Origin of the sequence: Phaeobacter sp. JH20_37, from assembly GCF_048056015.1 — a bacterium.
GTDB lineage: Bacteria > Pseudomonadota > Alphaproteobacteria > Rhodobacterales > Rhodobacteraceae > Phaeobacter > Phaeobacter bryozoorum.
The window spans coordinates 146,703-165,361 of record NZ_JAYMWW010000020.1 but is presented as its reverse complement, the minus strand read 5'-3'; the positions used below and the strand labels follow the sequence as shown (position 1 = coordinate 165,361).

The window sequence follows — 18,659 nt, the reverse complement described above, 5'->3', positions numbered from 1 at the left end:
TCAGCCATGCGCCTATTGCAACACTTACCCGGTATTTCGGGGTCTGAGGCATGCACGCGGCACCCCGTCTCCTGGTTGGACGGCACCACAGGATGCACAGCGCCACTGGCTCGCCGACTTTTCCTGACGCCAGCGACAATCCCGGCTGAGGGTGGATGTATTGTGGCGCCAAAGGAAATATCCAAGGACACCGAGCAACAGAAAGAGGATCAACACTGGCATATCGCCTGTTTACCGATCCCCACTGTCAGCCGCAACTTCGGGGCGCAGTGGCTGCTCGACAACGCAGAACGCCGCCCACAGCAGGTGAGCGGCGTTCTCCCTAATCAAAGCTTGGCAGGGCTTAAACCGCGCGTTCAACCATCATCTGCTTGATATGCGAAATTGCCTTGGCCGGGTTCAATCCCTTCGGGCAGGTCTTCGCACAGTTCATGATGGTGTGGCAGCGATAGAGCTTAAACGGATCCTCCAGTTCATCCAGACGCTCAGGTGTTGCCTCATCGCGGCTGTCGATGATCCAGCGGTAGGCGTGCAGCAGCGCGGCCGGCCCAAGGTAACGATCCCCGTTCCACCAGTAGCTCGGACAGGATGTCGAGCAGCTGGCGCACATGACGCATTCATACAGCCCGTCCAGCTTCTTGCGATCCTCGATGGACTGCTTCCACTCTTTCGCGGGGCGGTTGGTCTTGGTTTCCAGCCATGGCATGATCGAGGCATGCTGGGCGTAGAAATGGGTCAGATCAGGGATCAGATCCTTCACCACCGGCATATGCGGCAGCGGGTAGATCTTTACGTCGCCCTTGATCTCATCGAGGCCGTAGATACAGGCCAGGGTGTTGATCCCATCGATGTTCATCGCACAGGAGCCGCAGATCCCCTCGCGGCAGGACCGGCGGAATGTCAGGGTCGGATCGATCTCATTCTTGATCTTGATGAGCGCGTCCAGAACCATCGGACCGCATTTGTCCATATCGACAAAATAGGTATCCACCTGCGGGTTTTTGCCGTCATCCGGATTCCAGCGGTAGATGCTGAATTTGCGCACATTGGTTGCGCCTTCGGGCTTGGGCCAGGTTTTACCCGTGGTGATCTTGGAATTTTTCGGAAGTGCGAATTCGACCATAGATCGTTCTCCTTGCTTAGCTGCCCGCCAGCCACAGGCACAAAGCGCTGCGCTGGCAGGAGATCGGTGTCCGCGCTCCGGCAAGGCCGGAACGAAGATCTGTCGGTGTAGCGACCCGGTCGGTCGCAATCTGGTAGGCGCAGGGCAGCATCAGCGCAGCCCTCCCGCCGCTATCGGCGTCTGATCTGCAAGCGACGCAAGCCTTTTGGCATCGTGAGGGTAGTGTCGGCTCAGCGCGGCAAGCAGTGCCGTGTCACGCGCTGCGATATGCAGGATCGCCTGATACTCAGCGTCACCGGACATGCGCTGCCAGCGCTGATCCGTCCGCAAATCAAAATCGGCGCCAGCCTCTGGCGTATCAAAGGACGAACCACCGCCATAGCGCTGAACCTTGCCAAGGGTATTGTCAACGCAGGGCAGCCCCAGTCGATCCAGCAGAGCGGAGCGGTATTCCGCGTCATGTATCCAGACATCATAGTCAATCACGGTCAGAGCGAGATCATCCGCCTGCGCGACCAACTCCAGCATCTTGCGGTAGCTGTCGATCGCCCGCAGCACCGAAGCGCTACGATGCGCTACCGTGAAATCCGGGTTCCGTTGTAGCTTCTTCAAAAGCGAGGCCGACCAGTTCAGAAACCCACGCAGCAACAGGATATCACCGCTCAGAAGAGTCTCGTCCAGATCACCGGAAACTGGCCGTTCCAGACCGAAGTCCGACGGCACCGTATCCTCATATGAGATGAGCAAAAGGCCACCGGCCCCCAGCGTTGCCCCCAACCCTGCCAGATCGCGCGTATCATGGCGCGCCAGCTGCACAGCGTTGCGCTCCACCCCCTGATGATGCGCCAGCGGCCCCCGGCCCGATTTGCAATTGTTGAAGAACAACGCCTGTCCGTGCGGCGCATTGCGCTGCAACCAATTGGCTACCGCATGATTGCCGGAACGACGCATCCCGAACATCCGCAGCGCAGCATCGGGCCGCCAGCCGAGTTCTGGCCAACAGCCCGCATTGCCAACAACGCCTGCAACCGGCATCACCGATGATGTCCGACCTGTCGCCATCACGCGACCACCTGCACAGATGTCGCCACTCCCCCGCGTATGCGGGGAAATGTTGCAATCTGATATGCTGGGGCTGCCTGCATCACGCTCTTAGAAGGTCCGTGCTTTGGGCGCGATCTTCGCCTCGCTGATGCCACCTTCGGCCTCAGTGGTGAGCGGCTCGACGATCACCGGGCGATAGGACAGATCCACCTTGTTGCCATCGACGCGGCTGACGGTATGAACCCGCCAGTTTTCGTCGTCTCGGTTGGTGAAATCCTCATGCGCGTGGGCGCCACGGCTTTCCTTGCGCGCCTCGGCGCCAACGATAGTGGCCAGCGCGTTTGGCATCAGGTTGGTCAGCTCCAGCGTTTCCATCAGGTCCGAGTTCCACACCAGAGACCGATCGGTCACAGCCAGATCATCAAGCTTAGCAGCGATCGCTGTCATCTTGGTTACGCCTTCGGACATGGTCTCCGAGGTGCGGAACACGGCAGCGTCGCTTTGCATGGTGCGCTGCATCTCAAGACGCAGATCAGCGGTCGGTATACCGCCCTTCGCGTGGCGCAGACCATCAAACCGATCAAAGGCCTTGTCAACCTGTGCCTGGTTCAGCACCGGGTTCGGGGCATCCGCATCGACAACCTTGCCCGCACGGATCGCTGCGGCGCGGCCAAAGACCACGAGGTCGATCAGCGAGTTCGACCCCAAACGGTTGGCACCATGCACCGAGGCGCAGCCCGCCTCGCCCACGGCCATGAGGCCCGGCACAACGGCGGTCGGGTTATCTGCGGTCGGGTTCAGCACCTCGCCCCAATAGTTGGTCGGGATACCGCCCATGTTGTAGTGCACCGTGGGCAGAACCGGGATCGGTTCCTTGGTCACGTCAACACCGGCAAAGATCTTGGCGCTTTCGGAAATGCCCGGCAGCCGCTCGGCGAGCGCCTCGGCCGGCAGGTGGCTGAGGTTCAGGTGAATGTGGTCGCCATGCTCGCCAACACCGCGACCTTCGCGGATTTCCATGGTCATCGAACGCGAAACATAGTCACGCGGCGCGAGGTCCTTATACTGGGGCGCATAGCGCTCCATGAACCGCTCGCCTTCGGAGTTGGTAAGATAGCCACCCTCGCCACGCGCGCCCTCGGTGATCAGACAGCCGGAGCCGTAGATGCCGGTCGGATGGAACTGCACGAACTCCATGTCCTGCAGCGCCAGGCCTGCGCGCGCCACCATGCCGCCCCCGTCGCCGGTGCAGGTATGCGCCGAGGTGGCAGAGAAGTACGCCCGTCCGTAACCGCCGGTCGCCAGCACAACCATCTTGGCGTTGAAGACATGCATGGTGCCGTCGTCCAGCTTCCAGCAGACAACGCCCTGACACTGCCCGTCCTCGGACATGATCAGGTCGATGGCGAAATACTCGACATAGAACTCAGCATTGTTCTTCAGCGACTGACCATAGAGTGTGTGCAGAATGGCGTGGCCGGTCCGGTCCGCAGCGGCACAGGTCCGCTGCACGGCGGGACCCTCGCCGAACTCTGTGGTGTGACCGCCAAAGGGACGCTGATAGATCTTGCCTTCCTCGGTACGCGAGAACGGCACGCCGTAATGCTCCAGCTCATAAACCGCCTTGGGCGCTTCACGGGCCAGATATTCCATCGCGTCGGTGTCACCCAGCCAGTCAGACCCCTTGACTGTGTCATACATGTGCCACTGCCAGTGATCAGGCCCCATATTTGACAGCGACGCCGCGATGCCGCCCTGCGCCGCGACGGTGTGGGAGCGGGTCGGGAACACCTTGGTCACACAGGCTGTGCGCAGGCCCTGTTCTGCCATGCCGAGGGTCGCACGGAGGCCAGCACCACCGGCGCCAACCACGACCACGTCATAATCATGTGTTTCGTATTCGTAAGCAGCCATTGAGAACCTCGGAATTTACAGGGCCAGGCGGATCAGCGCATAGGCGCTGACAGCGGCCACGGCATAGGACAGGCAGGTGATCAGAATAATCGTCAGACGACCTGCAAAACCGTGAACATAGTCTTCGATCATAATCTGCGCGCCGGATTTGAAGTGCATCATGCCCACCCAGATGGTCAGCAGAGCAACCAGCGCCGGGAACGGGCGCGCGTAATAGGCTGTGATCTCTTCGTAGGATCCCCCCAGCGCGGAGCCAAAGGTGAAGACAAACAGCGGAACCAGGATCAGCAATCCAATGGAGCTGACCTGCATCGACCAGTGATGTGCTGTACCGGATTTTGCTGCACCCATGCCAACGGCACGCTTGCGATCTGTCAAATAGCGCATTGCGACGGCTCCTTCAGCTCAGACGATAACAAGGGTGAGGACGGTCAGAACAACCGATCCGATAATGACGGCCCAGCCCAGTTTCTGCGCGGGTTCCAGATCCAACATCTTGCCGTTGTCCCAGATCAGGTGACGCACACCGGCCAGCGTGTGGTACCAGAGGCCCAGCACCGACAGGCTCATCACGATGTCGCCGAGCCAGCTGGTCATCACCGCATTTGCGGTGCGGAAATAATCTTCAGAAGTTGCCGCCGCCAGAAACCACCAGGCGATCAATAGCGCGCTCACAAGCAAGGCATTGCCCGTAATCCGCGTCAGGATCGAGGTGATCGAAGTGATCTGCGGGCGGTAGACCTGCAAATGTGGCGAAAGCGGGCGGTTGCCCCGATTTACATCGGCCATGTTGGCTCCTTTCCGGTTAGCTGACGACGTTTTAGCGGTTTTTTGCGTCCTGTCACGCAAACGAGCGGTAAAAATGCGCAGTTATTTTTGGGAATGCTACGAAAACAACAATATGTGATCACACGGTTCCGGTAAGTGATCACAAAACAGCATATAGGTGAATCCTTACAGAATCACATGGTGTTCGCGAATTTAATGGACTGACGGGACAAAGCTGCCCAAATCTGCATTTTGCTGTGCCACTTCCCGCAACAGTTTTTTGCGGATCGCATCTGGATAGTCGTCGAATCTGGCCGCAGTCTGAACAAAGGCGCCGGGTCCGTGAATGAGCTGTTCAAAGAAATACGCCGTCAGATCCGGCTCGCTCTCCTCAATTGCAAGCGCATTGACAGTCACCCCTGCCGCGCTGAGAGCACCGCGCATCGCCGTCGGCTCGATCCCCTCATTCGACGGCCCGTCACCAGAAACATCGATCACCCTGCGGCGGCAGCTCGGCACCAGCTGGAACTGCTCCAACGCCAGCTGCAGTGCCTCACCGATGCCGGTTGCGTAGTTGCGCCAGGGACGCGGAGCACTGGCAATCTCCGCAGCCAGCCGGTCGACCGCCGGGAAATCTGTGACGCTGCGCCAGCTGAGCGTCAGGTCCTGGCGCCCGCTGCCCGACCATTGAATTAGCGCTACCCGCGCCTGTGCCCGCACCAGAGCCTCGGCGACGATCCCATCGCGCAGCGCCGCAGCCAATCCCTCCATCTGCGTGCGGTATTCCTCGACATCGACGCTGCCGGAGACGTCAACCGCCAGAACCAAGGCAAGATCGCACGCCCGCGCCTGCATCGGCGCCAGTGTCACAAGCATAATAACGCACAGTCGAAGGATCCGCATATTCCAAGCTTAGCGAAAACCGGGCGGTTGCCCTATCGTTTTTCGCAGCCCGCCCGCTGTCCCGCAAACAGGGTCTCGATCGGCGCCCAGTGACCCAGCACCTGGCGGCTGTGCCGATCATAGGCGAACCAATTGCCGCCACCAGCGGGCTGATCCCAGCGCCGGTCAATCGCCACGCCCCTCAAGGCGCAGTATAGCAGTGTGCCGACCGCCCCGTGACCACAGAAAACTAGCGCTGAATCCGGGTAATCCTGCTCCACCGCCTGAACCTCCCGCTGGATCCGCGCCTGCGCATCAATAGCTCTCTCCCAGCCGCGTACCGACTGCGACGGCTTCGCAAAGAAGGCGTCAGCCTGCACCTCAAAGGCGTCAGGCAAAAGATACCCTGTGCTGGAGCGATCGTTCTCATGCGTGTCCGGTCGACAGCTGACCAGCGCCCCAAGCGCGGCGGCCAGCGGCGCGGCGGTCTCGACCGCTTTGCGTTCGGCGCTGGCGATCACCGCCGCCTTGCCTGTCGGCTGCAATATCGTCAGACGCTGCGCCAGGTGCGCCACCCGCGCTGAGCCGATCGCGGACAGCCCCCAATCAGGCGGGGCGACAGCCGCGTCTATCTCCACCTGCGGATGCGTGATGTAAAGAACAGTGGCGGGATCAAGTTCGATCATTTCACACCCATTGATCCCGCGTAGGTCATCGTGGCATCAGGGCCCAATAGTCCAGATCCAGCAGGACCTCGGGCCGATATTTGTTGTCATCCCCCTTCAGCTGGAACGGAGCACCGCCACTCGTCGCAACCAGACGTAACCGGATTGCCCCAACCCCGGGAGCCGCGGTTTCCGCCTTGTCCAGAACCTCCGACCAGGCGCGAATGGTCATGCCGGATGTGCAGGGGTTTGCGTGGGCGCCTCCATTCAGCCCCACGATCATCTGTGCATTGGCAAGGCCGTTGAACGACAGCGCCCGCGCCATGGAAATCACATGACCACCATAAATCAATCGTGAGCCATCAGGCCGCGCGGTGGTGTCGAAATGCACTTTGGCCGTGTTCTGCCACAGGCGCGTGGCCAGCATGTGCTCAGCCTCTTCAACAGTGACCCCGTCAATATGGTCTATCTGCTCGCCAACCTCATAGTCGCCCCAGCGATGCGTCTCGCCTGCCAGCGTGAAATCATAGTTGGAAAAATCCAGCCCGGCAGGAATGACCAGCTCCTCAGCAGAGATCACCCGGGCCAGGTCCGGAATGCAGGTCTCCGGCGCAGGGACGTCCAGATCGCCTTTGCGCACCATCACCCAGCGAACATAGTCAAGCACGCAGTCATCACGTTGGTTGAGGCCACGCGTCCGCACGTAGACCACGCCGGACTTTCCGTTTGAGTTCTGCTTGACCCCAATCACCTCACTCTCGGCGCGCAGGGTGTCGCCCGGGTAAACAGGCAGGTGCCAGCGCCCCTCCGCATAACCGAGGTTCGCCACCGCATTCAACGAAACATCCGGCACGGTTTTGCCAAAAACCATGTGAAACGCCGCCAGATCCTCCAGCGGCGATTGAGCCAGACCACATCCGCGCGCAAATTCATCCGAGGAATAGAGCGCATGTCGCGCCGGGTAGAGCGCATGATACAATGCGCGCTCACCACCTGAAACCGTCCGCGGCACCGCATGATGCAGCACGTCGCCGACGGCATAGTCCTCAAAGAACCGGCCCGGATTGGTCTTGGCCATTAGTGATCTCCCAATTTGGTGTCAGGGGTATAGGTGCCGGGCACCTCTTTCACCACAGATTGACCACAGCGCATGATACCCTTCACCGGATCGAAGGTCTGGGTGGGACTGCCATAAAGCTCCCACCCTTTGTTCAGTGCATCGGTCACCTTGTGGCAGAAGGCCGAGGTGTCGTCCTCGGACAGAAAACGATAGAGTTTCATCAGCGATCACCCCGGAAACGGCGAAGGGCCAACCAGCCCGTGGATATAGCCGATCACCCCCAGCAGCACGATCGACGCGACAAGGAACATCCCATCTTTTGCGATGCTGCCTTTGGGGTTCGGAGTCCAGTTCGGCTCGGACCGGTTGATCACAACCATTTCAGCCAGCGCCCAGACGAGCATACTGCCAAAGAGCACAAAAGAGGCCGGATCCCAATTCACCAGAAGATGCGCCACGGCCCACATCGCAAAGCCGAGCAGCATGGGGTGACGCAGCTTGTAAAACAGCGCCCCCTTGCTGGGGCCAGGACTGGTAAAGTAGAGGCCAAGCAACACCAGAGTGTTGTTGATATGGGTAAGAAACGGGGGCGGCAGCGCCAGATCGAAGGATTCGGCACTGCGGTAGCCGATCACCATCAAGACAACGCTTGCAAGCAGCGCAAGCGCCATCATCCCCTTGCCACGCCCCCCCATTGCGGCGCGCGCATCCGGCGCCAGCCTTTTGAAGAAATGCGCGCCCCACCAGATCAGGATGCCTAGAAGCAACAATGCCATGTCAGTCTCCCCAAGAAATATGACTGACCCAACGCCTAGGCGGAAAACGCCGCAATTGCATCCGCTTTTGCGAGAATTTCGCGGGCCGTGGCGACATGCAGGTTTTCGACGATCTTGCCATCGACCACCGCGACCCCCTGCCCCTCTGCTTCGGCTGCATCAAAGGCCGCGATCTGACGACGGGCGAGGTCAATCTCATCCTCTGACGGAGCAAAGGCCGTATTCGCCACATCGACCTGCGCCGGATGGATCAGCGTCTTGCCGTCGAACCCCATGTCGCGGCCCTGGGCACACTCCACTGCAAGGCCCTCGCCATCCTTGAAGGCATTATAGACCCCGTCCACAATAATGACCCCTTCCGCCTTTGCCGCGAGCAGACATTGGCCGAGCCCGGCCATCAACGGCAGCCGATCCGCGCGGAAACGGACCTGTAGCTCCTTGGCGAGATCGTTTGTGCCCATCACCATGCCCTGAAGCAGCGGGTGTGCGGCGATTTCTGCTGCGTTCAACATGCCGCGAGGCGTTTCCATCATTGCCCAGAGCGGCGTATCGCCTGTGACCTTGGACAGCTGATCCAGGTCAGCGGCAGAGGACACCTTGGGCAGCAGTATTGCATCGCAATCCATCTCGGCCGCCGCCTCTGCATCCGCGGCGCCCCAGCGGCTGTCCAGACCGTTGATCCGAACGATTTTCATCCGACCGCCATACCCCCCTTCGTCCAGTGCCGCCGCCAGCGTCGCCCGGGCGTTTTCCTTCTCATCGGCAGAAACGGCATCCTCGAGGTCGAAGATAATCGCATCCACAGGCAGGCTGCGCGCTTTGTCGAGCGCGCGAGGCTTGGAACCGGGGATGTAAAGTACCGAACGATAGGGACGTGTGCGCGGATCCATGAGTGACCTCCTGAGACATTTTGTTGCGCAAACGGGTATCCAAGTGAAAGGAAGCTTTCAAGTGAAATTACGCCGCAGCGCAGAATTCCCGACACCACACCGGTTGAAAACGAGTCACCGTGAAAACCTAAATACTTGTAACTATTTATTACTTTGAGGAAAAATCAAGGAGAACTCTGCGTTAATGGGATGTCAGCATCTATTTGCAACACTTTTCAGACCGGATGAGGACCGAACCAAAACGGCATGCCCCTTCCGGGAGCGGGCAAACAGATCCGCGCAGACGATGACGCGATACCGGCGCGATGCATGACCCGCCCGGGTCGGATCACACGACCCGAGGGACCGCCCCGCTGCCGGATCTTCCGGAAAGGGTAAAACCCATGTTGAAGAAGACGTTTGAAGTTGCAGTTCTCAAAGGCGCCACGCTGGCGGCACTTGGTCTTATGGCCCTGCCGGCGGCGGCACAAACCAGCAATAACTGCGCGCCCCGCGATCAGGTCGTGAAACGGCTGGCTGAGCGCTACGGTGAAAGCCGCCAAAGCATTGGGATTGGCCAACGTGGTGTCGTGATGGAAACATTCGCCTCGGCCGACACTGGCAGCTGGACAATCACGATCACAACGCCGGGTGGGGTGACATGCCTTGTTGCCTCGGGCCAATCCTTTGAGTTCTTGGCTGAGGCGCTCCCGGCTGTCGACAGTGACGCCTGACAAACGGCCCACCCGAAGACAGAAGACCACCTGCCCAATTGGTCGGTTCGTCTAGCGGCGGAGGGGAGCAGCAAACGGCCCTCTGCCAATCTGGCTGACCGGGACTACGGGCACGGATAAAGACACCTGGATTTCTCTGGCTCCGGCATTTTAAACCTTTGAGGCGGGGTCGATCATTAGGTCAACCCATCCCAGATCAGCTTGGTCCCCGTGGCCAGCAATAAAACATAGGTCAGTCCAAAAAATAGCGGCTCAGATACCCGGTGGTGCAGCCGCACCCCGATCCAGGCCCCCAGCAAGGCAAAGGGCGCCAACATCAGATCAAGTGTCAACGATGCCGGGGTCACCAACCCAAGCATCGCATAGGGCACGAACTTCGCCATATTCAGAACGCCAAACACCAATACGGTAGAGGCCTGATATTCCGTCTTGGTCATGTTGCGCCCCAGCAGATAGACCGCCGCCGGCGGCCCGCCGGCATGGCTTACAAAGCTGGTGAACCCCGCAACCAGTCCGGCCAACAGCCCGGTCACATCAGCGTTCTCACGCGGCTCTGCCAATCGCGCCCGCAGATGCCCCGACAGCTGCCAAGCCACAAACCCCACCGAGATGACACCGATGAGGATCCGCATGGCATCTGCGTCGACAGATCGGTAGAAGACAGCCCCCAACAGCACACCGGGCAAACCGCCGACAATCAGCAAAAGCGACTCGCGCATCCGCCAGCGCCCCCAGTACGGTCGGAGTGATGCCACATCAATCAGCATCAGCAACGGCAACATAAAGGCTAGTGCAACACCAGGCTCCACAATCAGAGCAAGAATCGAGGATGAGGCAAAGGCAGCGCCAGAGCCAAAGCCCGCCTTGGAAACACCCGCGAAGGTAACTGCCAGAACCGCCACCAGAAAAAACATAACCGTGATCTCGGGCATCTGAGAAATCCCTCTAAGTGCCTCATATGTCGATTTTTTAAACAGATCCGTCCAAAATGAACAGTCTGCGGCAGATCAGCCGTAGCCACGTAGGGATCTTGCGCCAAGACACAGAAGGGCTTAGTCCTCCCGGCAATCACAACCGGACCGGAGAGATATTCCAATGGCTCGACCCAAAATCGCCCTGATCGGCGCAGGCCAGATCGGCGGCACACTTGCCCACCTCGCAGCACTGAAAGAACTCGGCGATGTCGTCCTGTTCGACATTGCCGAAGGCACCCCTGAAGGCAAGGCGCTCGACATCGCAGAATCCGGTCCTTCGGAGGGCTTCGATGCCAAAATGAAGGGCACCCAGTCCTATGAGGACATTGCAGGCGCCGACGTCTGCATCGTCACGGCCGGTGTCCCGCGCAAGCCCGGTATGAGCCGCGATGACCTTCTGGGCATCAACCTCAAAGTTATGAAATCCGTCGGCGAAGGCATCCGTGACCACGCGCCGGAGGCATTTGTGATCTGTATCACCAACCCGCTGGACGCAATGGTCTGGGCCCTGCGCGAGTTCTCGGGCCTGCCCCACGAGAAGGTCTGCGGCATGGCCGGTGTTCTGGACAGCGCCCGCTTCCGTCACTTCCTGGCCGAAGAATTCAACGTCTCCATGAGAGATGTCACCGCCTTTGTGCTGGGTGGACATGGCGACACAATGGTTCCGCTGACACGCTACTCCACCGTCGCGGGCATCCCGCTGCCGGACCTGGTGAAAATGGGTTGGACCAGTCAGGAAAAACTCGACGCGATCGTTCAGCGCACCCGTGACGGTGGCGCCGAGATTGTCGGCCTTCTGAAAACCGGGTCAGCCTTCTACGCGCCCGCAACCTCGGCGATTGAAATGGCAGAAGCCTACCTCAAGGATCAAAAGCGCGTCCTGCCCTGCGCGGCTTATGTTGATGGTGCTCTGGGCCTCAAAGGCATGTATGTTGGCGTGCCCACGGTGATTGGTGCCGGAGGTATCGAACGCGTCATCGACATCAAGATGACCGCGGACGAGCAGGCAATGTTCGACAATTCAGTCAACGCAGTCAAAGGCCTGGTCGAAGCCTGCAAAGGTATCGACGGCTCATTGGCCTAAATTCGACGGCAAGAAACACGTCATTTAGAAGGCCCGCCATCTTGGCGGGCCTTTTTCTTGCCGCACGGCCTCCAGCAGGAAGCCGCCCCCTCCCGTACCAAGTTAGATCCCAAGAAGGCGCAGCACGATATCGGCTCGAGCCGCAACAGTCGTTTTAGGCAGGACAACGACACGATAGCCGAGCTGTCGATAAGCCATTACCAGACGGTCATACTCCTCAACAGCCTGTCCGAAACCATGCTGCCGCTCGGCGTCCTGGCAATAGATCTCCGCCCAGGGCGGCGTTAGGACCACCAGATCGTGGTAGCGTTCGGATTTGGCCAGAATATCGCCAACAGGCCGTCCGGTGACATGCGACAACGCGACCGCCGCATCCACCATCCCCCGGTCAAAGAACACCCATCCCCGGGTGGAAGAAACGCCGCGGCGATCTTCGCGCGCAAGATCCATCGCCCGTCGCGAAAACGCTTCCATATTCACCCATGGCAGCGCAGCGCCGCTCCCCAGCTTTTCCTCGGCGACGATCCGACGCCCCGGCTCGGCCACGGTCGCAAACCCGCGCCGTCCCAACTCGGTCAGTAGAGTGGATTTTCCACCCCCTGAACATCCCGAAAGAATGACATGCCGCGCTGTCCCCTCGGTCATGAAGCCCCCCCCCTTTTTGCATCATGGAAACTGCCCGTTGCCTCAGCGCTCGGGTGTTGGAAATCTCTGCCGTGCCCCGCTGAGACGGCGACCCCACATGCCCAGTTCGTGCCACGCGCGCGGCGTCCGGGCGGTCGAATGCCGCATCCGGGCATCTTACGGTCGGTCAGGATCCAAACCCCTCCCATCGAATCAACTGCATTCACATTCCGTAAATTTGTGATCACACGTCGGAAAACTGTGATCACAAATTCGATAAATCTTCGGGAATTCTTTACCAGCTGTGAGAAAACCCTTTAAACATTGGCGCCATGACGGCGTATTAGACAAGACAATTGCAGCCAGACGGGACAGTTTCAGATGAACATCCACGAATATCAGGCCAAGGCCCTCCTCCGCAGCTACGGCGCGCCGGTTTCGGACGGGCGTGTGGTGCTCAAGGCAGAAGATGCCAAAACCGCAGCTGGTGAGCTGGACGGCCCCCTCTGGGTGGTCAAGGCCCAGATCCACGCAGGTGGCCGCGGCAAAGGCTCCTTCAAGGAAGCCGACGCAGGTGAAAAGGGCGGTGTGCGCCTGACCAAATCGGTCGAAGAAGCCGCCGAAGAAGCCAAGAAAATGCTGGGCCGCACGCTTGTGACCCACCAGACCGGCCCGGCCGGCAAGCAGGTGAACCGCATCTACATCGAAGCCGGCTCCGGCATCCAGACCGAGCTGTACCTCGCTCTGTTGGTGGATCGCCAGACCTCGCGCATCTCTTTTGTGTGCTCCACCGAAGGCGGCATGGACATCGAGGAAGTGGCGGAAGCCACCCCCGAAAAGATCCTGTCGTTCTCTGTTGATCCGGCAACTGGCTACCAGGCGTTCCACGGTCGCCGCATCGCCTTCTCGCTGGGTCTTGAGGGCCAGCAGATCAAGCAATGCGTCAAACTGATGGGCCAGCTCTACAAGGCATTTGTCGAAAAAGACATGGAAATGCTGGAGATCAACCCGCTGATCGTCTCCGACAGCGGCGATCTGAAGGTGCTGGACGCCAAGGTCGGTTTCGACGGCAACGCGGTTTACCGCCACGCCGATATCTCCGAGCTGCGCGACACCACCGAGGAAGACCCCAAGGAACTGGAAGCCTCCAAATACGATCTGAACTACATCGCTCTGGACGGTGAGATCGGCTGCATGGTGAACGGTGCGGGTCTGGCGATGGCCACCATGGACATCATCAAACTCTACGGCGCTGAGCCTGCGAACTTCCTCGATGTTGGCGGCGGCGCCACCAAAGAGAAAGTGACCGAAGCGTTCAAAATCATCACCTCTGACCCGAACGTCAAAGGCATCCTGGTCAACATCTTCGGCGGCATCATGCGCTGCGACGTCATCGCCGAAGGCGTGGTCGCCGCGGTGAAAGAAGTCGGCCTGAAGGTTCCGCTGGTTGTTCGCCTCGAAGGCACCAACGTGGAAGCCGGCAAAGACATCATCAACAACTCCGGTCTTGATGTCATCGCAGCCGACAACCTGTCCGACGGCGCCGAGAAGATCGTGAAAGCGGTTAAGGGGTAAACCCGATGCAAGGCTTCAAATCCCTTCTGGTCGCTGCGCTGGCTCTCGTTGGTGCAACCCCTGTCGTGGCTCAAGAACTCATTCTCGAGAGCCAGCATCAGTACTTTGAGTCAAAGGTGTCGAAACGCGATAAGGCTTGCCAGACCGAAGCTTTGAAAGCGTTGGGCAAACGTTTTGAAGGGATCAATAGTCTCACCATTACAGCTTCGAACTACTGGACTTCTACTATTGTCGGCATTGAGAATTATGCATTCCCAGACAGTCGACTTTCGTCGGAGCACGGAGACGTGGCGGTCGAGGTGCTTTGCATGGTTTCTACCGAAAAAGAAGAAATCATCGAGATCTCATTCCAGTTCAATCCAGCACTCAAAGGCGGTCGAAACGCGAGTCCCTATACTACAGGTAGCTCGATGCTCGTGTGGCAAACCCCCACAGAATTTACAGGAGACTCCTAAAATGGCAGTCCTCATCGACGAAAACACCAAGGTCATCTGTCAGGGCTTCACTGGCTCGCAGGGCACATTCCACTCCGAACAGGCCATCGCCTATGGCACCAAGATGGTCGGCGGCGTGACCCCCGGCAAAGGTGGCCAGACCCACCTGAACCTGCCGGTGTTCAACTCCGTGCACGAAGCCAAGCACGTCACCGAGGCGAATGCCTCCGTGATCTACGTGCCACCGCCCTTCGCGGCTGACTCCATCCTTGAGGCCATCGACGCCGAAATGGAGCTGATTGTCTGCATCACCGAAGGCATCCCGGTTCTGGACATGATGAAGGTGAAGCGCGCGCTGGAAGACAGCAAATCGCGTCTGATCGGCCCGAACTGCCCCGGCGTCATCACTCCAGATGCCTGCAAGATCGGCATCATGCCCGGCCACATCCACAAGCGTGGCTCGGTCGGCGTTGTGTCCCGCTCGGGTACCCTGACCTATGAAGCTGTTAAGCAGACCGCCGATATCGGTCTCGGCCAGTCCACCGCTGTGGGCATCGGCGGCGACCCGATCAAGGGCACCGAGCACATCGACGTGCTGGATATGTTCCTGGACGATCCGGAAACCGAATCCATCATCATGATCGGTGAGATCGGTGGCTCCGCTGAAGAAGAAGCCGCAGAATTCCTCGCCGAGCAGAAGAAAAAAGGCCGCTGGAAGCCGGTCGCTGGCTTCATCGCAGGCCGTACCGCCCCTCCGGGCCGTCGCATGGGCCACGCCGGCGCGATCGTCGCAGGCGGCAAAGGTGGCGCAGAGGACAAGATCGAAGCGATGAAATCCGCTGGTATCGTTGTGGCTGACAGTCCGGCCACCCTGGGCGAGGCCGTTCTGAAAGCTATCGGCAAATAATGCCGAAGGCTGCCTCATATGGCATCAAGGACCAAATCCCGGACGGGCACACCCTGTCTGTCCGGGAACCGAGCGGCTGTCCGGGCCGCTCGTCTTCCCGTTTCAGGGATCCTTTTGCAGATAAGATTGTTACCTCCAGAGGCCGTTCTTATCTGCTGCAGGATTCCGAGGGCGTTTTACTCTTCCGAAACGCCTTCTGATCAGGCTGCAACGCATTGACCCAAGGTCGCACCAAAACCGGTCCCAACCCGCAAGAGGTACTCTCATGACCGACCAGAGCCCTAACGATCTCTTCCATGCCTCCTCCTTCATGCAGGGGCACAACGCGGAGTATCTGGAGCAGCTCTATGCCCAATATGCCAATGACCCCAATGCGGTGGATGCCGCCTGGGCGGAGTTTTTCCGGCAGATGGGGGATGCAGAGCTCGACGTGAAGGCCGAGGCCGCAGGCCCCTCCTGGGCGCGCTCCGACTGGCCGCCTGCTCCCAATGACGACCTGACGGCCGCGCTGACCGGCGAATGGCCCGCCCCGGAAGAGAGCAAGAGCGCCGGCAAGAAGATCAAGGAGCAGGCTGCCGCCAAGGGTGTCGAAGTGACCGACGATCAGGTCCAGCGCGCCGTGCTGGATTCGATCCGGGCCTTGATGCTGATCCGGGCCTACCGGATCCGCGGCCATCTGGCAGCTAATCTTGATCCGCTCGGTATGCGCGAGGACGCCCAGCACCCTGAGCTGGATCCGCGCACTTACGGCTTCAGCGAAGCCGACATGGATCGCCCGATTTTCATCGACAATGTTCTGGGTCTTCAGGTCGCCTCGATGCGCCAGATCGTGAACATCGTGAAACGCACTTACTGCGGCACCTTTGCCCTGCAGTACATGCACATCTCAGACCCCGAGCAGGCCAGCTGGCTGAAGGAGCGGATTGAGGGCTACGACAAGGAAATCACCTTCACCCGCGAAGGGCGCAAGGCGATCCTAAACAAGATGGTCGAGGCCGAGGGCTTCGAGAAATTCCTGCACGTCAAGTACATGGGCACCAAACGCTTTGGCCTTGATGGCGGCGAGAGCCTGATCCCGGCGATGGAACAGATCATCAAGCGCGGTGGCGCGCTTGGGATCCGAGACATCGTGATCGGGATGCCGCACCGGGGCCGCCTGTCGGTGCTCGCCAATGTGATGCAGAAACCCTACAAGGCGATCTTCAACGAATTTCAGGGTGGCAGCTTCAAACCCGAAGACGTGGATGGATCGGGCGATGTGAAATATCATCTTGGCGCGTCGTCAGATCGTGAATTCGATGGCAATTCCGTCCACCTGTCGCTGACCGCGAACCCCTCTCACCTCGAAGCGGTAAATCCGGTGGTTCTGGGCAAGGTGCGCGCCAAGCAGGATCAGCTGAAAGACCGCGATCGCAGCAAGGTTCTGCCGATCCTGTTGCACGGTGATGCGGCCTTTGCCGGCCAGGGGGTCGTGGCGGAATGCTTCGCCCTGTCAGGGCTGCGCGGCCACAAGGCAGGCGGCACCATGCATATCGTGGTGAACAACCAGATCGGCTTTACCACCGCACCGCATTTCTCTCGCTCCTCTCCGTATCCCACCGACAACGCGCTGGTGGTTGAGGCGCCGATCTTCCACGTCAACGGCGATGACCCGGAAGCGGTGGTCCATGCCGCGAAGGTCGCGACCGAATTCCGGCAGAAGTTCCACAAGGACGTGGTTCTGGATATCTTCTGCTACCGCCGGTTTGGTCACAACGAGGGCGACGAGCCCATGTTCACCAACCCTCTGATGTACAAGAAGATCAAGGGCCACAAGACCACGCTGTCGCTTTATACCGAACGTCTGGTGAAGGACGGGCTGATCCCCGAGGGCGAGATTGAGGATATGAAAGCCTCGTTCCAGGCTCGCCTGAACGAGGAATTCGAAGCCGGAAAGAACTATAAGCCGAACAAGGCGGACTGGCTGGACGGACGCTGGTCGCACCTCGACAAGCACGGCGCCAAGTATCAGCGCGGCCGTACCGCCATCAAGCCGGACACCCTGAACGAAATCGGCACCGCACTTTCACGCGTGCCGGAGGGCTTCCCGATCCACAAGACCATCGGCCGTTTCCTTGAAGCCCGTGGCAAGATGTTCGAGACCGGTGAAGGCATCGACTGGGCGACCGGTGAGGCACTCGCCTTTGGCTCGCTGCTGACTGAAGGCTACCCTGTCCGCCTCGCCGGTCAGGATGCCACGCGCGGCACCTTCTCGCAGCGCCATTCCGGCATCGTGAACCAGGAGACCGAAGAGCGCTACTATCCGCTGAACAACATCCGCAGCGGCCAGTCGCAGTATGAGGTGATCGATTCCGCCCTGTCGGAATATGCTGTCCTCGGGTTCGAGTATGGCTACTCGCTGGCGGAACCCAATGCGCTGACCCTGTGGGAGGCCCAGTTCGGCGATTTCGCCAACGGCGCCCAGATCATGTTCGACCAGTTCATCTCCTCCGGCGAGTCCAAATGGCTGCGTATGTCAGGCCTCGTCTGCCTGCTGCCGCACGGGTTCGAAGGTCAGGGCCCGGAGCATTCCTCCGCCCGTTTGGAACGCTTCCTGCAGATGTGCGGCCAGGACAACTGGATTGTGGCGAATTGCACGACACCGGCAAACTACTTCCACATTCTGCGTCGTCAGCTGCACCGCACCTTCCGCAAGCCGCTGATCATGATGACGCCGAAATCGCTGCTGCGTCACAAGCTGGCGGTCAGCAAGGCCGAGGAGTTCACCACCGGCTCAAGCTTCCACCGGGTGCTGTGGGATGATGCACAGCACGGCAACTCCGACACCAAGCTGGTGGCCGACGACAAGATCAAGCGCGTGGTGCTCTGCTCTGGCAAGGTCTACTATGACTTGCTGGAAGAACGTGACGCGCGCGGCATCGACGACATCTACCTGATGCGGATCGAACAGTATTATCCCTTCCCCGCCATCTCCCTCGTAAAAGAGCTGGAGCGCTTTAAGGGCGCCGAGATGGTCTGGTGTCAGGAAGAGCCCAAGAACCAGGGTGCCTGGACGTTCATCGAGCCGAATATCGAATGGGTGCTGACCCGTATCGGCGCCAAGAACAGCCGCCCGATCTATGTCGGTCGCGCCACATCGGCCTCACCCGCGACGGGTCTGGCCAGCGAACACAAAGCCCAACAAGCTGCGCTCGTCAACGAAGCGCTGAGCATCGAAGGATAACAC

Annotated in this window: 19 protein-coding genes; 6 read left to right on the top strand and 13 right to left on the bottom strand. The window is 59.6% G+C overall.

Annotation, left to right across the window (positions count from 1 at the left end; all coding sequences use genetic code 11):
* Positions 1-343 precede the first annotated feature (343 nt).
* From VWZ87_RS17440 to VWZ87_RS17390, 11 genes are all read right to left on the bottom strand, one after another.
* Positions 344-1,123, bottom strand: a complete 780-nt coding sequence (locus VWZ87_RS17440; protein ID WP_340544315.1) for a succinate dehydrogenase iron-sulfur subunit — start codon at positions 1,121-1,123, stop codon at positions 344-346.
* 150 nt (positions 1,124-1,273) lie between these two features.
* Positions 1,274-2,185, bottom strand: coding sequence for a hypothetical protein (locus VWZ87_RS17435; protein WP_416536456.1), 912 nt, complete (start codon positions 2,183-2,185; stop codon positions 1,274-1,276).
* A gap of 90 nt (positions 2,186-2,275) precedes the next feature.
* Complete coding sequence (sdhA, locus tag VWZ87_RS17430) at positions 2,276-4,081, bottom strand: succinate dehydrogenase flavoprotein subunit (protein WP_340544312.1); 1,806 nt, start codon at positions 4,079-4,081, stop codon at positions 2,276-2,278.
* Between the two features lie 15 nt (positions 4,082-4,096).
* Positions 4,097-4,468 carry a succinate dehydrogenase, hydrophobic membrane anchor protein gene (sdhD, locus tag VWZ87_RS17425; RefSeq protein WP_340544311.1) on the bottom strand — a complete coding sequence of 124 codons (372 nt, stop codon included), beginning with the start codon at positions 4,466-4,468 and terminating at the stop codon, positions 4,097-4,099.
* Positions 4,469-4,486: 18 nt separating this feature from the next.
* Entirely contained in the window at positions 4,487-4,870 is a 384-nt protein-coding gene (gene sdhC / locus VWZ87_RS17420) for a succinate dehydrogenase, cytochrome b556 subunit (RefSeq protein WP_416536455.1), read from the bottom strand.
* Between the two features lie 192 nt (positions 4,871-5,062).
* On the bottom strand, positions 5,063-5,752 hold the full coding sequence (locus VWZ87_RS17415; protein WP_416536454.1) for a DUF1194 domain-containing protein: 690 nt from the start codon (positions 5,750-5,752) through the stop codon (positions 5,063-5,065).
* Between the two features lie 32 nt (positions 5,753-5,784).
* Entirely contained in the window at positions 5,785-6,417 is a 633-nt protein-coding gene (locus VWZ87_RS17410) for a histidine phosphatase family protein (RefSeq protein WP_416536453.1), read from the bottom strand.
* A gap of 25 nt (positions 6,418-6,442) precedes the next feature.
* A complete protein-coding gene (locus VWZ87_RS17405) occupies positions 6,443-7,474 on the bottom strand; it encodes a MaoC family dehydratase (protein WP_416536452.1) in 1,032 nt (343 codons plus the stop codon).
* On the bottom strand, positions 7,474-7,677 hold the full coding sequence (locus VWZ87_RS17400) for a DUF1737 domain-containing protein (RefSeq protein WP_340544304.1): 204 nt from the start codon (positions 7,675-7,677) through the stop codon (positions 7,474-7,476). The genes VWZ87_RS17405 and VWZ87_RS17400 overlap by 1 nt, the downstream gene beginning before the upstream one ends.
* Positions 7,678-7,683: 6 nt before the next feature.
* Positions 7,684-8,232, bottom strand: a complete 549-nt coding sequence (locus tag VWZ87_RS17395) for an NnrU family protein (protein WP_340544303.1) — start codon at positions 8,230-8,232, stop codon at positions 7,684-7,686.
* A 35-nt stretch (positions 8,233-8,267) separates the two neighbouring features.
* A complete protein-coding gene (locus VWZ87_RS17390) occupies positions 8,268-9,122 on the bottom strand; it encodes an HpcH/HpaI aldolase/citrate lyase family protein (RefSeq protein WP_340544302.1) in 855 nt (284 codons plus the stop codon).
* Positions 9,123-9,505: 383 nt separating this feature from the next.
* Between VWZ87_RS17390 and VWZ87_RS17385 the strand changes: the two genes are divergently transcribed.
* Positions 9,506-9,835 (top strand): hypothetical protein, encoded by a 330-nt coding sequence (locus VWZ87_RS17385; RefSeq protein WP_340544300.1) that lies wholly within the window; start codon positions 9,506-9,508, stop codon positions 9,833-9,835.
* Between the two features lie 176 nt (positions 9,836-10,011).
* On the opposite strand, the gene VWZ87_RS17380 is transcribed toward VWZ87_RS17385, so the two are convergent.
* Complete coding sequence (locus VWZ87_RS17380) at positions 10,012-10,767, bottom strand: sulfite exporter TauE/SafE family protein (RefSeq protein ID WP_416536451.1); 756 nt, start codon at positions 10,765-10,767, stop codon at positions 10,012-10,014.
* 163 nt (positions 10,768-10,930) lie between these two features.
* Between VWZ87_RS17380 and mdh the strand changes: the two genes are divergently transcribed.
* On the top strand, positions 10,931-11,893 hold the full coding sequence (gene mdh / locus VWZ87_RS17375) for a malate dehydrogenase (RefSeq protein WP_416536450.1): 963 nt from the start codon (positions 10,931-10,933) through the stop codon (positions 11,891-11,893).
* Positions 11,894-11,995: 102 nt separating this feature from the next.
* On the opposite strand, the gene VWZ87_RS17370 is transcribed toward mdh, so the two are convergent.
* Positions 11,996-12,538, bottom strand: coding sequence for an AAA family ATPase (locus tag VWZ87_RS17370; protein ID WP_416536449.1), 543 nt, complete (start codon positions 12,536-12,538; stop codon positions 11,996-11,998).
* A gap of 360 nt (positions 12,539-12,898) precedes the next feature.
* Between VWZ87_RS17370 and sucC the strand changes: the two genes are divergently transcribed.
* From sucC to VWZ87_RS17350, 4 genes are all read left to right on the top strand, one after another.
* Positions 12,899-14,092 carry an ADP-forming succinate--CoA ligase subunit beta gene (sucC, locus tag VWZ87_RS17365; RefSeq protein WP_416536448.1) on the top strand — a complete coding sequence of 398 codons (1,194 nt, stop codon included), beginning with the start codon at positions 12,899-12,901 and terminating at the stop codon, positions 14,090-14,092.
* Positions 14,093-14,097: 5 nt separating this feature from the next.
* The gene (locus VWZ87_RS17360; protein WP_416536447.1) at positions 14,098-14,547 is read left to right on the top strand and encodes a hypothetical protein; all 450 of its coding nucleotides are present in this window, start codon (positions 14,098-14,100) and stop codon (positions 14,545-14,547) included.
* 1 nt (position 14,548) lies between these two features.
* A complete protein-coding gene (gene sucD / locus VWZ87_RS17355; RefSeq protein WP_008559701.1) occupies positions 14,549-15,433 on the top strand; it encodes a succinate--CoA ligase subunit alpha in 885 nt (294 codons plus the stop codon).
* A gap of 265 nt (positions 15,434-15,698) precedes the next feature.
* Positions 15,699-18,656 carry a 2-oxoglutarate dehydrogenase E1 component gene (locus VWZ87_RS17350; protein ID WP_416536446.1) on the top strand — a complete coding sequence of 986 codons (2,958 nt, stop codon included), beginning with the start codon at positions 15,699-15,701 and terminating at the stop codon, positions 18,654-18,656.
* Positions 18,657-18,659: the final 3 nt, after the last annotated feature.